Raw genomic sequence first — 17,012 nt, 5'->3', positions numbered from 1 at the left:
GGGGTCGGGTGCAGAAACAGTTTAGGTGGTCAGGACCGGATCTGCCCGGCGCCCCGCGCGAGCCACTTCATCGTGGTGAGCTCGGGCAGCCCCATGGGTCCCCGCGCATGGAGTTTCTGCGTCGAGATGCCGACCTCTGCGCCGAACCCGAATTCGCCACCGTCGGTGAACCTGGTGGACGCGTTGACCATGACGACGGCGGCATCCACTTCGGCGAGGAAACGTTCGGCGATCCCGTCGTCCGTCGTGATGATCGACTCGGTGTGCTGCGTGGAGTAGCGCCGGATGTGCGCGAGGGCGTCGTCGAGACCGTCGACGACGCGGATCGAGATGTCGAGGCTCATGTGCTCGGTCGCCCAGTCGTCCTCGGTCGCGGGGACGACATCGGATGCCAGCGCGGCGACCTCGGCGTCGCCGTGAACCGTGACCCCTCGCTCCTGGAGCGCGGCGACGACCGGCGGGACCAAGCGCGTCGCGGCGTCGCGGTGCACGAGCAGGGTCTCGACGGCGTTGCAGACACTCGGCCGCTGGACCTTCGCGTTGACGGCGATGTCCGTCGCCCACTCGAGCGGGGCAGACGCGTCCAGCACAATGTGCACGACACCCGCACCCGTCTCGATGACGGGCACCGACGACTCCGTCACGACGGTCTCGATGAGCTGCGCGCTGCCACGGGGCACGAGGACGTCGACGAGGCCGCGCGCCCGCATGAGGGCCCGCGCACCATCGCGACCGAAGTCGTCCACTGTCTGGATCGCCTCGGGGTCGACGCCGGCGTCCGCGAGGGCGCCGCGCATGACCGAGATGAGCGCCGCATTCGAGGACTGCGCCGCACTGCCACCGCGGAGGACCACGGCGTTCCCGGAGCGCAGCGCGAGCGCGGCGATGTCGACGGTCACATTCGGACGAGCTTCGTAGATCGAGCCGATCACCCCGAACGGCACCGACACCTTCTGGAGGTGCAGACCGTTGTCGAGGACGCGGTCATCGAGCACGCGGCCGACCGGGTCGGGGAGGTCGGCGACGTCGCGGACGGCGGTGGCCAGGGCGCGCACACGGGCCGGGTCGAGGGTGAGCCGGTCGATGAGACCCGTCGTGAGGCCATCGTCTCGACCTCGGGCCACATCCTCGGCGTTGGCCGAGACGATGAGGTCGACGTTCGCGTCGATCGCATCGGCGAGCCCCCGCAGGACGCCGGCCTTGACGGCATCCGTCAACAGCCCGACGGAGCGGGAAGCGGTCCGAGCCGACTGCATGCGCTCCTGCGGCGTTGCGGCGGTGATGGTCATCCGCCAAGTCTAGGGCGGGCGGCTGGCCGCCTCAGCCGTCAGGCGCCGTCGACCCGGACAGGCGCCGTCGTGGTCGGAGCCGCGGGGTGCGGGTTGGGGGCGAACCACGTGCCGACCTGCTCGCCGCGGAGCGCGGAGTGCACGAGGTCGGCGCTCGTGACGAGGACGGCGATGCCCGCCGCGGACGCGAGGCGCGCAGCGGAGGCTTTCGTCGCCGCTCCCCCGGTGCCGACGCTGTTCACGACGACGGAGCCGAACTGGAAGCCGGAGAGGTCGTCACCGAAGGCGACGTCGATGATCGGCTCAGCACCCGGTTCGTCCGGTGGACGCGTGTACAGCGTCTCGATGTCGCTCAGGAGCACGAGGGCGTCGGCGCCGACGAGCTGTGCGACGAGGGCCGCCAGCCGGTCGTTGTCGCCGAAACGGATCTCGTGGGTGGCGACGGTGTCGTTCTCGTTGACGATCGGGAGGATGCGCAGGCCCAGCAGCCGCTCCATCGCCCGCCGCGCGTTGGAGCGGTGCGTCGGGTTCTCGAGGTCTCCCGCCGTGAGCAGGACCTGGCCGGCCACGATGTCGAAGGGGCGGAGGGCTTCCTGGTAGCGGTAGATCAGAACGTTCTGACCGACGGCCGCGGCGGCCTGCTGCGTCGCGAGGTCGCTCGGGCGGGCGTCGAGCAGCAGGAACGGCATGCCGGTCGCGATCGCACCGGACGACACCAGGACGACCTCGGTCCCGCGTGCATGCGCCTCGGCGAGGGCATCGACGATCGGCCCGATCTTCTCCGCGTTCTCACCACTGATCGACGATGAGCCGACCTTGACGACGACGCGACGTGCGCCGGCGAGGCCGGCACGGTCCTGCAGCGTCACGACTCGTCCTCGTCCTCCCCGCGAGTCGCGGCGATCCGCTCGGACTCGAGTTCGGCGCGCGCTTCGGCCTTGGCATCCATGCGCTCGTGATAGCGATCACGGCGCTGCGAGGTCGTGCGACGGGGGTTCAGGTCGAGACGCGGGTCGGTGCCACGCGGCGCGGTCATGACCTCGGCGGCGGAGCCGAGCGACGGGTGCCAGTCGAAGACGATGCCGTCACCGGGGCCGATGACGACCGTCGATCCGGCCTGAGCGCCGGCCTTGAAGAGGCCGTCCTCGACGCCGAGCTTCTCGAGGCGGTCGGCCAGGAAGCCGACGGCCTCTTCGTTCTGGAAGTCCGTCTGCTGCACCCACCGCACCGGCTTGTCGCCCAGGATGCGGTAGATGTTGCCGTAGGTGCCGCCCTCGACGCGGATCTCGAAATCCTTCTTCGATCCCTGCGGCCGGATGACAACGCGCTCGGGAGCGGGCGCCGCGGCCAGCGCGGCACGGTGCTCCTCGACGATCTCACCCAGTGCGAAGGTCAACTGACGGAGGCCGTCGCGGCTGACGGTGGAGATGTCGAAGACGCGGAATCCGCGGGCCTCGAGCTCGGGGCGCACGAGATCGGCGAGATCCTTCGCCTCGGGCACGTCGAGCTTGTTCAGCGCGACGAGCTGCGGGCGCTCCAGGAGCGGGATCTGCCCCTCGGGGACGGGGTAGGCGGCGAGCTCCGCGAGGATCACGTCGAGGTCGCTGATCGGGTCGCGGCCGGGCTCCAGCGTCGCGCAGTCGAGCACGTGCACGAGGGCCGTGCAGCGCTCGACGTGGCGGAGGAACTCGAGGCCGAGGCCCTTGCCCTCGCTCGCGCCTTCGATCAGGCCCGGGACGTCGGCCACCGTGTAGCGCGCGTCACCGGCCTGGACGACACCGAGGTTCGGGTGGAGCGTCGTGAAGGGGTAATCGGCGATCTTCGGGCGGGCTGCCGAGATCGCGGCGATGAGGCTCGACTTGCCGGCGGACGGGAAGCCCACCAGGGCCACATCGGCGACGGTCTTCAGCTCGAGCTGAACGTCACCGATCCACCCCGGGGTCCCGAGCAGCGCGAATCCCGGCGCCTTGCGCTTGGGGTTCGCGAGGGCAGCGTTGCCGAGACCGCCCTGGCCGCCGGGGGCGACGACGAAGCGGATGCCGGGCGTCGCCATGTCGACGAGGAGCTCACCCGTCTCGTCCTTGACGACCGTACCGACCGGGACCGGGAGTTCGAGGGCCTCGCCCTGGGCGCCGGAGCGGTGATCGCCCATGCCGAAACCGCCGTTGCCTGCGGAACGGTGCGGAGAGTGATGGTACGACAGGAGCGTCGTCACCTGAGGGTCGGAGACCAGGATGACGTCGCCGCCGTGACCGCCGTTCCCGCCGTCAGGACCGGCGAGGGGCTTGAACTTCTCGCGCTTCACCGACACGCATCCGTTGCCGCCCTTGCCGGCGCTCAAATGCAGCGTCACGCGATCAACGAACGTCACCATGCGGTGTCTCCTGACAGGGGGGGCCGACGAACGTCGGCGGGGAAAGAGCGAGGGGCGGGCCGTAGCCCGCCCCTCGTCAAGGAATGTGTGTGGTCACTCAGCGACCGACACGATGTTGACGACCTTACGGCCGCCCTTCGTGCCGAACTCGACCGCACCGGCGGCCAGAGCGAACAGCGTGTCGTCGCCACCGCGGCCGACACCGGCGCCGGGGTGGAAGTGGGTACCGCGCTGGCGGACGATGATCTCGCCGGCGAGGACCTGCTGACCACCGAAGCGCTTCACGCCGAGGCGCTGTGCGTTGGAGTCACGACCGTTACGGGTGGAGCTTGCGCCCTTTTTGTGTGCCATCTCTCGTGTCCTCTCGGCTGCTTACTTGATGCCGGTGATCTTGACGCGCGTGAGGTCCTGACGGTGGCCCTGGCGCTTCTTGTAGCCGGTCTTGTTCTTGAACTTCTGGATGATGATCTTCGGGCCGCGCTCTTCACCGAGGACCTCGGCGGTGACCTTGACCTTGGCGAGCTTGTCGGCGTCGGTCGTCACGGCGTCGCCGTCGACGAACAGGACGGCGGGGAGCTCGATCTTGTCGCCGACCTTGGCCGACTGACGGTCGAGGACGACGATGGTGCCGACCTGAACCTTCTCCTGACGGCCACCGGCGCGCACAACTGCGTAAACCACTTCACACCTTGTTTCTTCTGTGGAGCGCACGGCTCCGATTGTCTGATGAGACTGGAAGTCATGGTGCGGAAGCCAGGCTCTGCATCGCAACTGCCTGCGACACGTGACGCACCAAGGGACCAGAATACCCGATCCCCGCAGTGAGGGCAAAAGCGCGGCCCGGCGCGCCGTGCCCGTCCGTGCGTTCCCGTGCCCGCTTATGATCGGCGGATGGCCATCCTCGTCGACTCCGCGATGTGGCCCGCCCACGGCAAGCTCTGGGCCCACCTGGTCTCGGACAGCGACCTCGCCGAGCTCCACGCATTCGCGGCGGGGCACGGCATCCCGCCCCGCGCATTCGACCGCGATCACTACGACGTGCCCGAAGACGTGATCGACAGGCTGGTCGCAGGCGGCGCGGAGCGCGTCGGAGCGCACGAGCTGGTGCGGCGTCTGATCGCTTCGGGCCTGCGCGTCACCGCCCGCGAACGTCGCGGGCAGTGACGGGCGAGGTCAGTCCTCGTTCGACGCGGTCTGGACCGGCGTACCCGTGAGGGCAGCGGTCGTGACGCGCCGGCGCGCACGGCCCTGACCGGGCGCCTTCGGCTCCGGAAGAGCCTCGAGCACCGAGTCGAGGAGTCGGTCGGCGTCACTCTTGGGTGCCGAGTCGGCCTTCTTGCGACGGGGACGCTTCGCCCGCTCGGGACGCTCCGCGGCGACGGGTTCTTCCACGGCCGCGGCAGCAGCCTCTTCGTGAGGCTGGATGGTGGATGCCGCGATCTGCGCGAGCGCCGACTTCACACCCTCCGTGATGACGTGCGTGTGCCCCGGGGCTGCGGGAGCGTTTCCGCCGCCCTGGCTCTGCGACGCTCCGCCGTTCTGACGCGGCCGACGGTTGTTCCCGTTGCCACCGTTGCCGTTGCCGCGGTCGCCGCCCGAGGAGCGGTGCTTGACGACGGGGTCGTGGTGGACGATGACGCCGCGGCCGGCGCACACCTCGCACGCCTCGCTGAAGGTCTCGAGCAGGCCCAGGCCGATCTTCTTGCGGGTCATCTGCACAAGGCCGAGCGACGTGACCTCGGCGACCTGGTGCTTCGTCCGGTCGCGGCTCAGGCACTCGACGAGGCGACGGAGGACGAGGTCTCGGTTGGACTCGAGCACCATGTCGATGAAGTCGACGACGATGATGCCGCCGATGTCGCGAAGGCGCAGCTGGCGGACGATCTCCTCCGCGGCCTCGAGGTTGTTCTTCGTGACCGTCTCTTCGAGGTTTCCGCCGGTGCCGACGAACTTGCCGGTGTTGACGTCGACGACCGTCATCGCCTCGGTGCGGTCGATCACGAGGGAACCGCCGGAGGGCAGCCACACCTTGCGGTCCAGCGCCTTCTCGATCTGCTCCGTGACGCGGAAGACGTCGAACGGGTCCTGCTCGCCCTCGTACTTCTCGATGCGCTCGAGCAGGTCGGGAGCGACGCCCGTCAGATACGACGTGATGGTGTCGTACGCCTCGTCGCCCTGGATGAGCATCTTGCGGAAGTCCTCGTTGAAGACGTCGCGGACGATCTTGACCAGGAGGTCGGGCTCGGAGTGCAGGAGGGCCGGAGCCTGGCCCGTCTGGGCCTGCGCGCTGATGTGCTCCCACTGCGAGGTGAGACGCTGGACGTCGCGCGTCAGCTGCTCCTCGGTGGCGCCTTCCGCCGCCGTTCGGACGATGACGCCCGAGGACTCCGGCAGGACCTCCTTGAGGATCTTCTTCAGACGCGCCCGCTCGGTATCGGGGAGCTTGCGCGAAATGCCGTTCATGGCACCGCCCGGCACGTACACGAGGTACCGCCCCGGAAGCGAGATCTGGCTCGTCAGGCGGGCGCCCTTGTGACCCACGGGGTCCTTCGTGACCTGCACGAGGACGCGGTCGCCGGACTTGAGGGCGAGCTCGATGCGGCGGGGCTGGTTGCCCGTCTCGACGGCATCCCAATCGACCTCGCCGGAGTACAGCACGGCGTTACGGCCCCGACCGATATCGACGAAGGCGGCCTCCATGCTGGGGAGGACGTTCTGCACACGACCGAGGTACACGTTGCCGATGAGCGATGCGTCCTGGTTGCGGGCGACGTAGTGCTCGACGAGGACGTTGTCCTCGAGCACGCCGATCTGAATGCGGCCGCCGCGCGAACGGACGATCATGTCGCGGTCGACGGACTCGCGCCGGGCGAGGAACTCGGCCTCGGTGACGACGGCGCGGCGACGGCCGGCCTCGCGTCCATCTCGACGACGCTGCTTCTTGGCCTCGAGCCGCGTGGAACCCTTGATCCGCTGCGGTTCGGTGATGACCTCGACGGCACGGCGACGGGGCCCGGCGGGCTCGTCGCTCTGCTCAGGGGCGCTGCCGCCGCCACGGCGACGATTGCGACGGCGGGATCCACCGGATGCCTCGGCTCCGGCCTCCTCGCGGTCCTCGCGCTCGCTCTCATCCCTGGGCAGCGCCGGCAACGGGGCGACCTCGGGCGCGTAGAAGTGCAGAGCGGTCGACACGGCCGAGACGAACTGCTCCGGAAGCAGGCCCAAGCTGACCGCTGTCGGGATCTCGGGCTCAGTGGGCGCCTCGGGCTCGGCGTCCTGCTGGGGCTCCGCGGGCGCCTCGGGCTCAGCGACCGCCTCAGCCTCGGCGACCTGCTCGGGCTCCGCGACCTGCTCGGGCTCGGCCACACCATCCGGCTGAGCGGCCGGCGCCTCAGCCGCAGTCTCGTCCGGTGCCTCAGCGACGGGTGCCGGGGTGATCTCCGCGGCCTGCTCCGTCTGCTCGCTCGTCTCGGGCGTCAGATCGCCGTCGATCGCATCGGATGCTGCTGTGTCGTTCTTCTCATCTGCCATCTCTGGCCTACTCCTAGCCGACGGCCCCGCGTGCCGTCCGGCGAAAATCGGGCGGCGCCGCTCCGTTGTCGGGGGTGCCGCGAACTCATTCGGTCTGCAGCCGATCCCCGCACACTCGGCGGGGTGATGCTGCGCGGGCGTCGATAGCCCGAAGTCTTCTGGTGACATCTTGGCGGCGCGGCCGCGAGGACGTCGACCCCCATTATCCCACTACCCGGGGTGAAACCGTGACCGCAGGCCTCCGATATGCACGGCCGGGTGGTCAGAGGACCGATCAGTCCCGGTGCGATAATCGCCCGCATGACCACGCGGACCCGCTCTCCCCGCCCGACCGTCTTCGCCATCTGGCTGATCTTCGCCGGTGTCGTGGGATGGATCGCCGCGTTCGCGCTGACCACCGAGAAGTTCTCGCTCCTCGAAAACCCCGGCTCCTCGGCATCCTGCGACATCAGCATCCTGGTCCAGTGCGGGAAGAACCTCGATTCGGCGCAGGGATCGGTGTTCGGATTCCCGAACCCGATCCTCGGTCTCACCGGCTGGGTCGCCCCGATCGTGGTGGGTGCGGCGCTCCTGGCGGGGGCACGGTTCGCGCGGTGGTTCTGGCTGCTGTTCGGGCTCGGGGTGACCGCCGCGTTCGCCTTCGTGCTGTGGCTCATCACGCAGAGCATCTTCGTGCTCGCGACCCTCTGCCCGTGGTGCATGGTGACGTGGTCGGTCACGATCCCGACGTTCTTCGCCGTGGCCGTCCACCTCGTCAGGGAGGGCGCGATACCGGCATCCGCAGCCATTCGGCGCCGGGCCGACGCGCTGATGGCGTGGACACCGCTGATGGCGATCGTCGCATTCGCCGTCGTCGGTGTCATCGCTCAGGTGCGCCTGGACTGGATCGCGGAGTTCACCCGCTGAGACGACGATGCGCCCGCCCCGGAGCCGTGACGGGCGCATGCGGATCGATCGTCAGTCGAACCAGATCGCGAGTTCGCGGTTCGCGGATTCGACGCTGTCGCTGCCGTGGACGAGGTTCTGCTGCACGGCCAGGCCCCAATCGCGACCGAAGTCGCCACGGATCGTGCCGGGCGCTGCCGTGGTCGGGTCGGTGGTCCCCGCGAGCGAGCGGAAGCCCTCGATGACGCGGTTGCCGGCGAGGCGGATCGCCACGGACGGCCCGGACATCATGAACTCCAGCAGCGGCTCGTAGAACGGCTTGCCCTCGTGCTCGGCGTAGTGCTGCTCGAGGCGTTCGCGGTCCGGCTCCACGAGGCGGATGTCGACGAGCGAGTACCCCTTCGCCTCGATGCGGGCGAGGATCGCGCCGGTCAGCCCGCGCGCGACGCCGTCGGGCTTCACGAGGACGAGTGTCTGTTCGGTGGCCATGTCAGTCTCCGTTCTTCTCCGCCTCGGCGGCGAGTGTGGCGTTGCGCTCGTCGAGCGCGCCGCCCTTGATGGTGCCATACACGTACAGCGCGCCGAAAACGGCGGCGGCGATCAGGAGCGCCGGCACGAGGAACGCACCGAGAGCGATGAGGACCTGCAGGGCGAAGCCCGCGATGACACCCCAGCGGTAGCGCGTGAACCCGCTGAGGATGATCATGACGACACCGAGGACCGCGCCGCCGACGATCCCCCACCACGGCTCGATGCCTGCGGGAAGGGCACGCAGGCCGTAGACGGCGAGACCTGCCAGGAACGCGACGATCGACTCGAAGCCGAGGATCACCGAGAGGAGCGACTCGCGCGCGCCGCGCTGTCGTCGCGGACGGGGCTGTCGTCGCGGACGGGGCTGACGGCTCACGAACGGTACCCCGACTTCCAGTCCTCCGCTTCGGCGAGCACGACGGCCTCCCCGGCGAGCACGACGCTGCCGGCGATCACCACGGCACGGCGGTCGGATTCCGCCGCCCACGCGCGTGCCGCCTCGGCCGCCTCGGCGAGGTCGCGGTGGACCGTGACGGGTGTCTCGGTCTGCTCGACGAGGTCGGCGACGGCATCCGGCTCCTCCGCCCGGTCGGACTCCGGAGCGGTCGCGAACACGTGCGCGACCGCGGGGGCGAGCGTCTGCACGATCCCCGCGACGTCCTTGTCGGCGAAGGCGCCGAGCACGAGACCCCAGTCGTCGAAATCGAACGAGTCGCCGAGGGCCGCGACCAGCGAGCGGGCTCCGTGCGGGTTGTGCGCACTGTCGACGAGGACGGTGGGCGCGATGCCGACGAGCTGGAGACGTCCCGGCGAGGTCACGTTGCCGAGCCCGTCGGCGAGCACGTCGGCGGCGATGGGCTGCGACCCGCCACCGATGAGGGACTCGACGGCGGCGACCGCCAACGCGGCGTTGTGACCCTGGTGCGCGCCGTACAGGGGCAGGTAGAGCTCGTCGTACGTGGCCGCGAGTCCGCGGACGGTCAGCAGCTGACCGCCGACGGCGAGCTTCTGGTCGAGCAGACCGAACTGCTCCCCCTCGACCGCCAGCGACGCACCCTGAGCTCGCGCAGCCGTCGTCAGCACGCTGAGCGCCGCGGTCTGCTGGGCCGCAGACACCACGGCGGCGTTCGGCTTGATGATGCCGGACTTCACGGTGGCGATCTCGCCGATCGTGTCGCCGAGCTTGTCGGCGTGGTCGATGTCGATCGGCGCGAACACCGCGACGTCGCCGTCGGCGGTGTTCGTCGAGTCCCACGCACCGCCCATGCCCACTTCGATCACCGCGACGTCGACGGGGGCGTCGGCGAACGCGACGAAGGCGAGCACGGTGAGCAGCTCGAAGAAGGTCAGCGGAGGCTCGTCCGTGCCGTCGAGCTCTTCGTCGACGAGCGCGACGATGGGCGCGATCTCATCCCATGCGTCCGCGATCGCGGCATCGGCGATGGGCTCGCCGTCGACCATGATCCGTTCCGTGAAACGCTCCAGGTGCGGGCTCGTGAAGAGCCCGGTCCGAAGCCCGTGAGCACGGACGATCGACTCGGCGATGCGACTCGTCGAGGTCTTGCCGTTCGTTCCCGTCACATGGATGACGCGGTAGGTCCGCTGCGGGTCGCCGAGGAGTTCCAGCGCACGGCGGGTGCGTTCGACGCGGGGTTCGACCCACCGCTCGCCCTGCCGCTCCAGGAGCGCCGCGTAGACGGCGTCCGCTCGTGTCCGGTCGCTCATGAGGTCGCTCCGATCCGGCGCACGCCGATCGTGAAGGAGCCGGCGTTCGCGTACGTGCCGACGGGGACGGATGCCGTGTGCTCCGGCGTCGAGCGCAGAGCCTCGCCGCGCAGGGTGTCGCCGTCGGCGGTGGCGACGAGGTCGGCAACCGCGAGGGTCTCCCCCGCGACGTCGGCCACGTCGAACGCGGCGGCGACCGCCTCGGCGTCGCCGGTGTCGTCGAACGTGAGCTGCAGCGCGATGCGGTCGCTCACCTCGAAGCCGGCCGCCTTACGGGCGTCCTGCACGGCGCGGATGACGTCGCGCGCGAGACCTTCTGCCTCGAGCTCGGGCGTCGTGGTGGTGTCGAGCAGCACGAATCCGCCGCGCGGCAGGAGCGCGATCGCGGTGCCCTCGGCGACGCCGCCCGCCTCGAGCGTGAGGTCGTACTCGCCCGGCTCGAGTGCGATGCCGTCGACGACGACCACGCCGTCCTGCTCGCTCCACAGGCCCGCCTTGGCGCCCTTGATGACGTGCTGCACCTGCTTGCCGAGGCGGGGACCTGCCGCGCGAGCGTTGACGGCGAGGCGCTGGCTGATGCCGTACTGCTCTGCCAGGCCGTCGGTGAGCTCGACGACCTGAACGGCCTTGACGTTGAGCTCCTCGCGCACGATGTCCTCGAACTGCGCGAGCGCGTCGGCACCGCCCACCGCGACCGTGAGGTTCGCGAGCGGCAGACGCACGCGCTTGCCCTCCTTCTTGCGGAGGGCGTTCGCGACGGACGAGACCTCGCGGACGGTGTCCATCGCCACGCGGATGTCGGATGCCGGAGCGAACTCATCGGCGTCCGGCCAGTCCTCGAGGTGGACGCTGCGCCCGCCGGTGAGACCCTGCCAGACGCGCTCGGACACGAGCGGGATGAGCGGAGCCGCGACGCGGGTGAGCGTCTCGAGCACCGTGTAGAGCGTGTCGAACGCCTCGGTCGTGGTCGGGTCGGCGGCATCCACCCCCACCCAGAACCGGTCGCGCGAGCGCCGGATGTACCAGTTGGTCAGCGCCTCGGTGAACTCGCGGAGCTTCGCGGCCGCCATCGTCGAGTCGAGCGCCTCGAGGTCGGCGGCGACGCCCCGGACGAGATCGCCCGTGAGCGCGAGGATGTGGCGGTCGAGGACGTTCGTCGAGTCCGTCCGACGACGCGCCTCGTAGCCGGCACCGTCGGGGCCGCCCGCCGCGTTCGCGTACGTCGAGAAGAAGTACCACGCGTTCCACAGCGGCAGCAGGAACTCGCGGACACCGGAGCGGATGCCCTCCTCGGTGACGACGAGGTTGCCGCCGCGGAGGACCGACGAGCTCATGAGGAACCAGCGCATCGCGTCGGAGCCGTCGCGGTCGAACACCTCGCTGACGTCGGGGTAGTTGCGCAGAGACTTCGACATCTTCTGCCCGTCGCTGCCGAGCACGATGCCGTGACAGGCGACACCCGAGAACGCGGGGCGGTCGAACAGCGCGCCTGACAGGACGTGCATCACGTAGAACCAGCCGCGGGTCTGCCCGATGTACTCGACGATGAAGTCGGCGGGGGCGTGCTCGTCGAACCACTCGCGGTTCTCGAAGGGGTAGTGCACCTGCGCGTACGGCATCGACCCGGAGTCGAACCACACGTCGAAGACGTCCTCGATGCGGCGCATCGTCGACTGACCCGTCGGGTCGTCGGGGTTCGGACGGGTCAGGTCGTCGATGAAGGGGCGGTGCAGGTCGACCTCGCCCGCCTCGTTGACCGGCAGCCGGCCGAAGTCGCGCTCGAGGTCCTCGAGCGAGCCGTAGACGTCGACGCGGGGGTACTCGGGGTCGTCGCTCTTCCACACCGGGATCGGCGACCCCCAGAACCGGTTGCGGCTGATCGACCAGTCGCGCGCACCCTCGAGCCACTTGCCGAACTGACCGTGCTTGACGTTGTCGGGCGCCCAGGTGATCTGCTCGTTGAGCTCGACGAGGCGGTCCTTGATCGAGGTGACCCGGACGAACCAGCTCGAGACGGCCTTGTAGATGAGAGGGTTCCGGCAGCGCCAGCAGTGCGGGTACGAGTGCTCGTACGACGCCTCGCGCAGGAGGCGCCCCTCGGCCTTCAGCAGGCGGATGAGGGGGCGGTTGGCGTCCATCCACAGTTCGCCGGCGACGTCGGTCACCTGCGGCAGGAAGCGTCCGCCGTCGTCGAGGCTCATGATGAGCGGGATGCCGGCGGCCCCCGTCACGCGCTGGTCGTCCTCACCGTAGGCCGGGGCCTGGTGGACGATGCCCGTGCCGTCGGTCGTCGTGACGTAGTCGTCGACGAGGATGCGCCAGGCGTGCTGGGTGCCCCAGGTCTCCTCGTCGGCGTAGTAGTCGAAGAGCCGGTCGTAGGCGACGTCGGCGAGCTCCGCTCCGCGGACGGTCTGGTCGACGGCGTCGCGGGCCTCGTCGGCGGAGGCGTAGCCGAGGTCCTTCGCGTAGTTCGCGAGCAGGTCCGCGGCCAGCAGGTAGCGGTGCGACTGGCCCTCGAGGGCGTCCTCGTGGACATCGGCTGCTCCCGTGGGTCCGCCCGGGAGGACGACGTACTCGATGTCGGGGCCGACGGCGAGCGCGAGGTTGGTCGGGAGGGTCCACGGAGTCGTCGTCCAGGCGAGGGCCCGGACCGCGGTGAGTCCCAGAGCCTCGGCCTTCGCGCCGACGAGCGGGAAGGTCACCGTCACGGACGGGTCCTGGCGCATCTTGTAGACGTCGTCGTCCATGCGCAGCTCGTGGTTCGAGAGGGGGGTCTCGTCGCGCCAGCAGTACGGCAGCACGCGGTGACCCTCGTAGGCGAGGTCCTTGTCGTGGAGCTCCTTGAAGGCCCAGAGGACGGATTCCATGTACCCGGTGTCGAGCGTCTTGTAGCCGCGCTCGAAGTCGACCCACCGCGCTTGGCGGGTGACGTAGTTCTCCCACTCCTGCGTGTACTCGAGGACGGACGAGCGCGCCTTCGCGTTGAAGGCGGCGATCCCCATCTCCTCGATCTCGCTCTTCTCGGTGATGCCGAGCTGCTTCATGGCCTCGAGTTCGGCAGGAAGGCCGTGCGTGTCCCAGCCGAAGACGCGGTCGACCTTCTTGCCGCGCATCGTCTGGAAGCGCGGGAAGAGGTCCTTCGCATACCCGGTGAGGAGGTGGCCGTAGTGCGGCAGGCCGTTGGCGAACGGCGGGCCGTCGTAGAACACCCACTCGTCGGCGCCGTCGCGCTGCGCGATCGACGCGCGGAACGTGTCGTCCTGCTCCCAGAAGGCGAGGATGTCGCGCTCGAGGTCGGGGAAGCGCGGGCTCGGGACGACGGCCGCGGGCGCATCGGCTGCGGGGCCGAAGGCGGAAGATCGGGGGTAGGTCATGTCACTCCTGCAGGTCTGGTCCTGCGAGGACGATCCGGAGACCGCGGTACCACCCCGCTTGGCGCGACCCGGTTCCGGGTGCACCCACTCACCTGCGGCGATGACGGGCCTGCCCCGCTCGGTTCTACTGGGCGGCGGACCGCTGTTCTTCCGAGAGCTCCCCGGTGATGGCCGGATCGGTGCTGATGGGCACAATCATACCGTCGGCATAGCCTGGCGTCATGGCCCGTTCCCGCATCCGTCCCGAGCCTCCCCGCATCCCCGATCCGGATCTGCCCCGCGAATTCGCGCCCGCGACGCTTCGCCGGTCGGGCGAGACGTCCGAAGCGCGCATCGACCTCGACCCCGGGACGACGGATGCCGCGCACACCCGCATCAGCGAGAGCGTCGTAGCCCCGGCATCCGTTCAAACCCTCGATCTGAGTGGCGCGATCCTCACCGACGTCATCCTCGACGCCGTGTCGACAGCAGAGCTGATCGCCCGCGAGGGGACGTGGCGGACGGTCGTCGTCCGCGGCGGGCGGATCGGCACGCTCGATCTGTCCCGCGCGCGCTGCGACGGGCTCATCCTCGACGGCGTGCGCATCGACTACCTGACGGCGGGCGGCGCGACGCTGCGGGACGTCGACGTGACCGGATGCCGCATCGGCACCCTCGACCTCCCCGGCGCCCGCGTGGAGCGGATGAGGATCGCGGAGTCGACGGTGGACGAGATGGACGTCCGGGAGTGGCAGGCGGGCGACGTCGACCTGCGCGGCGCAGACGTCCTCTCCTTCACAGACGTCCGGATGCTGCGGGGCGTCACCCTGACCGCCGATCAGGCGACCTCGCACGCACTCGCGTTCGCGGCATCCCTCGGCATCGATGTGAGGACGGACGAGTGACGCTGCGGACGGCCCGGCTCGTCCTCCGCGACATGCGCGCGGACGACCTGCCGGCGCTCCGGGCGATCCTCACCGACCCGGTCGCGATGACCGCGTACGAGGGGGCGTTCACCGAGGCGGAGTCCCAGGCCTGGCTGGACCGGAACCTGCAGCGTTACGCGGAGGACGGCTTCGGCCTGTGGGCCGTCGAGCTCGTCGACGCCCCGGGCGAGATGATCGGCCAGTGCGGCATCACCCGGCAACGGATCGACGACGACGAGGTCCTGGAGGTCGGGTACCTCTTCCGACGGGCGTACTGGCACCGGGGGTACGCGACGGAGGCTGCCGCGGCGTCGCGTGACTGGGCATTCCGGGACTTGGATACCCCGACCGTGTGGGCGAAGGTCCGCGACACGAACATCGCGTCGATGAACGTCGCCATCCGCCTCGGGATGACGGTCCGTCGCCGCTTCGTCACGCGCTACCGAGGCGTCGACATGCCGCACCTCGGGTTCGCGGTAGACCGTTAGTCGGCCCACTCCTCCGCGCGGATGCCGACGGTAGCCGCATCCCGAAGGAGACGGGAGATCGGGCATCGATCGTGCGCGGCCGCGACGAGGTCGTCCGTCTCGGTGAGCGTGCGCCCCTCGGCGGAGACGAACGCCGTGACGTGGAACTCGTAGCCGCCGCGCGCCGGGGAGTCGTGGAGCTCGACCTCGACGCGGACCCGCGTGCGGTGCGCGCCCGCCACGATCGCCTGCAGGGTGGCGTCGAGGCAGGTGGCCCAGGCGAGGGCGAGGAGCTGCTCCGGATTGCTGCGTGACAGGTCCGCGTCGGGGCTCAGCGGGTTGGAGACCGCGACCTCCAGACCGCCCGTGACCCGGCTGACACCGGTCCCGCCGTCGTCGTTGATCGCCTCGGTCCGGTACCTGGTGCTCATGGCAGAACTATAGTTGGACGGCATCCAACAACGTTCTGAGGTCCTCTCGTGCTGTCCCCGTCGCCCGTCGAGCTCGCTCGCGCGGGCGTGGCGTACCCCGGAGGCGTGCAGGGACTCGCCGAGGTGGACCTGACCGTCGCCGACCACGAGATCCTCGGCGTCATCGGCGAGAGCGGTGCCGGCAAGAGCACCCTGCTGAACCTCCTCACCGGCGAAGTCGCTGCTACCTCGGGTTCCGTGACCGTGCTGGGCGCCGACATCGGCCGCCTCGACCGCGCCGGTCTCCGCCGCCTGCGACGCGAGATCGGCGTCGTGTTCCAAGGGGTCCACCTGCTGGCGAACCGGACGGTCCGTCAGAACGTCGAGGTCGCCCTCCTGCTGCGCCCCCGGCGGGAGCGGGCGGCGAGCGCCGTCGACGACGCGCTGCGCTTCGTGGGGCTGGATCACCGCGCCGATGCGTACCCGGCGCAGCTCAGCGGCGGGCAGCGGCAACGCGTCGGGATCGCCCGGGCGCTGGTGAGCCGCCCCCGGCTGCTGCTGTGCGACGAGCCCACCTCCGCCCTCGATGCGGCGACGGCGGGCGAAGTACTCGATCTGCTCCGTGATGCACGCGACCGCTTCGGGACGACGGTCGTCATCGTCACCCACGATCTCGACGTCGTGCGCAGCGTCTGCGACCGGGTCGCCCTGTTCGAGGACGGCCGGCTGGTCGACGTCCTCGAGGTCGCGCCCTCGGCACGCGGCGAGCGCGAGACGTACCTCGACCGCGCACGGCGGGAGCTCGGCGCATGACCGGCGCCGAGGACGTCTTCGCCTCGCTGGGGGCGTCGCTCGCCGAGCGCGGCGACGACCTCCTCGAGTCCCTCGGCGAAACCGGCTACATGCTCGGCGCCTCGCTCGCGGCCGCGGTGGTGTTCGGACTGCCGCTCGGGGCCGCCGTCTACCTCACCCGCCCCGGCGGCATCCTCCCCCAGCGCCTCGTCTGGTCGGTCGCGAACTTCCTGATCAACGTCATCCGTTCGTTCCCGTTCCTCCTCCTCGTCGTCTTCCTGGTCCCCGTGACGCGCGCGGTCTACGGCACGACCTTCGGCACGCCCGCGGCGACCTTCTCGCTCTGCGTCGTCGCCGTGGCCGTCTACGGCCGGCTGGTGGAGCAGATCCTCCGCGAGGTGCGCCCCGGCATCCCCCGTGTCGCGCAGACCCTCGGCGCGACCGTCCCGCAGACGGTCTGGCGCTTCCTCCTGCCCGAAGCCCTGCCGGGTCTCGTCTATGCGCTGACGTCCGCGAGTATCAGCCTGCTCTCGTACTCGACGGTGCTCGGTGTCGTCGGCGGCGGCGGCATCGGCGACTTCGCGCTGCGCTACGGCTACCAGGAGTACGACGACGTGCTCATGTACTTCACGATCCTCGTCATCCTCATCATCGTCCTCGTCATCCAGGCGGTCGGCCAACGGATCTCGGTCCGCCTCGACCACCGCTGAGTCCGGCCCACCACCGGCA

Annotated in this window: 17 protein-coding genes; 6 read left to right on the top strand and 11 right to left on the bottom strand. The window is 70.0% G+C overall.

The genetic code is table 11. The features are described from left to right. Window positions 1-29 precede the first annotated feature (29 nt). The 5 genes from BLP38_RS03795 to rplU all read right to left on the bottom strand — a co-directional run bounded on the left by BLP38_RS03795 (window position 30) and on the right by rplU (window position 4,344). On the bottom strand, window positions 30-1,289 hold the full coding sequence (locus BLP38_RS03795; RefSeq protein ID WP_091353131.1) for a glutamate-5-semialdehyde dehydrogenase: 1,260 nt from the start codon (window positions 1,287-1,289) through the stop codon (window positions 30-32). A 38-nt stretch (window positions 1,290-1,327) separates the two neighbouring features. Further along, entirely contained in the window at window positions 1,328-2,158 is an 831-nt protein-coding gene (proB, locus tag BLP38_RS03790; RefSeq protein ID WP_091353128.1) for a glutamate 5-kinase, read from the bottom strand. After that, a complete protein-coding gene (obgE, locus tag BLP38_RS03785; RefSeq protein WP_091353125.1) occupies window positions 2,155-3,663 on the bottom strand; it encodes a GTPase ObgE in 1,509 nt (502 codons plus the stop codon). Before obgE ends, proB begins: the two co-directional genes overlap by 4 nt. 93 nt (window positions 3,664-3,756) lie before the next feature. Further along, complete coding sequence (gene rpmA / locus BLP38_RS03780; RefSeq protein WP_064002214.1) at window positions 3,757-4,014, bottom strand: 50S ribosomal protein L27; 258 nt, start codon at window positions 4,012-4,014, stop codon at window positions 3,757-3,759. 21 nt (window positions 4,015-4,035) lie between these two features. Continuing rightward, the gene (gene rplU / locus BLP38_RS03775; RefSeq protein ID WP_165971349.1) at window positions 4,036-4,344 is read right to left on the bottom strand and encodes a 50S ribosomal protein L21; all 309 of its coding nucleotides are present in this window, start codon (window positions 4,342-4,344) and stop codon (window positions 4,036-4,038) included. A 210-nt stretch (window positions 4,345-4,554) separates the two neighbouring features. On the opposite strand from rplU, the gene BLP38_RS03770 reads away from it, so the two are divergent. Continuing rightward, entirely contained in the window at window positions 4,555-4,827 is a 273-nt protein-coding gene (locus BLP38_RS03770; protein ID WP_091353118.1) for a DUF4031 domain-containing protein, read from the top strand. A 9-nt stretch (window positions 4,828-4,836) separates the two neighbouring features. Here the strand turns inward: BLP38_RS03770 and BLP38_RS03765 are convergent, their stop codons facing one another. Beyond that, window positions 4,837-7,194 carry an Rne/Rng family ribonuclease gene (locus BLP38_RS03765; RefSeq protein ID WP_091353115.1) on the bottom strand — a complete coding sequence of 786 codons (2,358 nt, stop codon included), beginning with the start codon at window positions 7,192-7,194 and terminating at the stop codon, window positions 4,837-4,839. A 300-nt stretch (window positions 7,195-7,494) separates the two neighbouring features. On the opposite strand from BLP38_RS03765, the gene BLP38_RS03760 reads away from it, so the two are divergent. After that, window positions 7,495-8,100 carry a vitamin K epoxide reductase family protein gene (locus BLP38_RS03760; RefSeq protein WP_091353112.1) on the top strand — a complete coding sequence of 202 codons (606 nt, stop codon included), beginning with the start codon at window positions 7,495-7,497 and terminating at the stop codon, window positions 8,098-8,100. 51 nt (window positions 8,101-8,151) lie between these two features. Here BLP38_RS03760 and ndk read toward each other — a convergent pair whose 3' ends face one another. Genes ndk through ileS form a run of 4 tightly spaced genes read right to left on the bottom strand, consistent with a single transcriptional unit; the run spans window position 8,152 to window position 13,709 of the window. Continuing rightward, entirely contained in the window at window positions 8,152-8,568 is a 417-nt protein-coding gene (gene ndk, locus BLP38_RS03755; protein ID WP_091353108.1) for a nucleoside-diphosphate kinase, read from the bottom strand. A 1-nt stretch (window position 8,569) separates the two neighbouring features. Then, entirely contained in the window at window positions 8,570-8,986 is a 417-nt protein-coding gene (locus BLP38_RS03750) for a DUF4233 domain-containing protein (RefSeq protein WP_091353105.1), read from the bottom strand. Beyond that, window positions 8,983-10,335 carry a bifunctional folylpolyglutamate synthase/dihydrofolate synthase gene (locus BLP38_RS03745; RefSeq protein WP_091353102.1) on the bottom strand — a complete coding sequence of 451 codons (1,353 nt, stop codon included), beginning with the start codon at window positions 10,333-10,335 and terminating at the stop codon, window positions 8,983-8,985. Before BLP38_RS03745 ends, BLP38_RS03750 begins: the two co-directional genes overlap by 4 nt. Next, window positions 10,332-13,709, bottom strand: coding sequence for an isoleucine--tRNA ligase (gene ileS / locus BLP38_RS03740; RefSeq protein WP_091353099.1), 3,378 nt, complete (start codon window positions 13,707-13,709; stop codon window positions 10,332-10,334). The genes BLP38_RS03745 and ileS overlap by 4 nt, the downstream gene beginning before the upstream one ends. Before the next feature lie 221 nt (window positions 13,710-13,930). On the opposite strand from ileS, the gene BLP38_RS03735 reads away from it, so the two are divergent. Next, the gene (locus tag BLP38_RS03735) at window positions 13,931-14,593 is read left to right on the top strand and encodes a hypothetical protein (protein WP_091353096.1); all 663 of its coding nucleotides are present in this window, start codon (window positions 13,931-13,933) and stop codon (window positions 14,591-14,593) included. Beyond that, a complete protein-coding gene (locus tag BLP38_RS03730; protein ID WP_091353094.1) occupies window positions 14,590-15,102 on the top strand; it encodes a GNAT family N-acetyltransferase in 513 nt (170 codons plus the stop codon). Before BLP38_RS03735 ends, BLP38_RS03730 begins: the two co-directional genes overlap by 4 nt. Here the strand turns inward: BLP38_RS03730 and BLP38_RS03725 are convergent. Beyond that, entirely contained in the window at window positions 15,099-15,512 is a 414-nt protein-coding gene (locus BLP38_RS03725; protein ID WP_091353091.1) for an OsmC family protein, read from the bottom strand. The two genes, BLP38_RS03730 and BLP38_RS03725, sit on opposite strands and share 4 nt — an antisense overlap. Before the next feature lie 48 nt (window positions 15,513-15,560). Between BLP38_RS03725 and BLP38_RS03720 the strand changes: the two genes are divergently transcribed. Then, a complete protein-coding gene (locus BLP38_RS03720; RefSeq protein ID WP_091353087.1) occupies window positions 15,561-16,304 on the top strand; it encodes an ATP-binding cassette domain-containing protein in 744 nt (247 codons plus the stop codon). After that, window positions 16,301-16,993: a methionine ABC transporter permease gene (locus BLP38_RS03715; protein ID WP_091353084.1), complete on the top strand. Its 693-nt coding sequence runs from the start codon at window positions 16,301-16,303 to the stop codon at window positions 16,991-16,993. Before BLP38_RS03720 ends, BLP38_RS03715 begins: the two co-directional genes overlap by 4 nt. Window positions 16,994-17,012 lie beyond the last annotated feature (19 nt).

This window comes from Microbacterium sp. LKL04 (genome assembly GCF_900102005.1).
Classification (GTDB): domain Bacteria; phylum Actinomycetota; class Actinomycetes; order Actinomycetales; family Microbacteriaceae; genus Microbacterium.
Note: the sequence above shows the minus strand (reverse complement) of the source record. Positions and strands in the feature narration are given on the sequence as shown.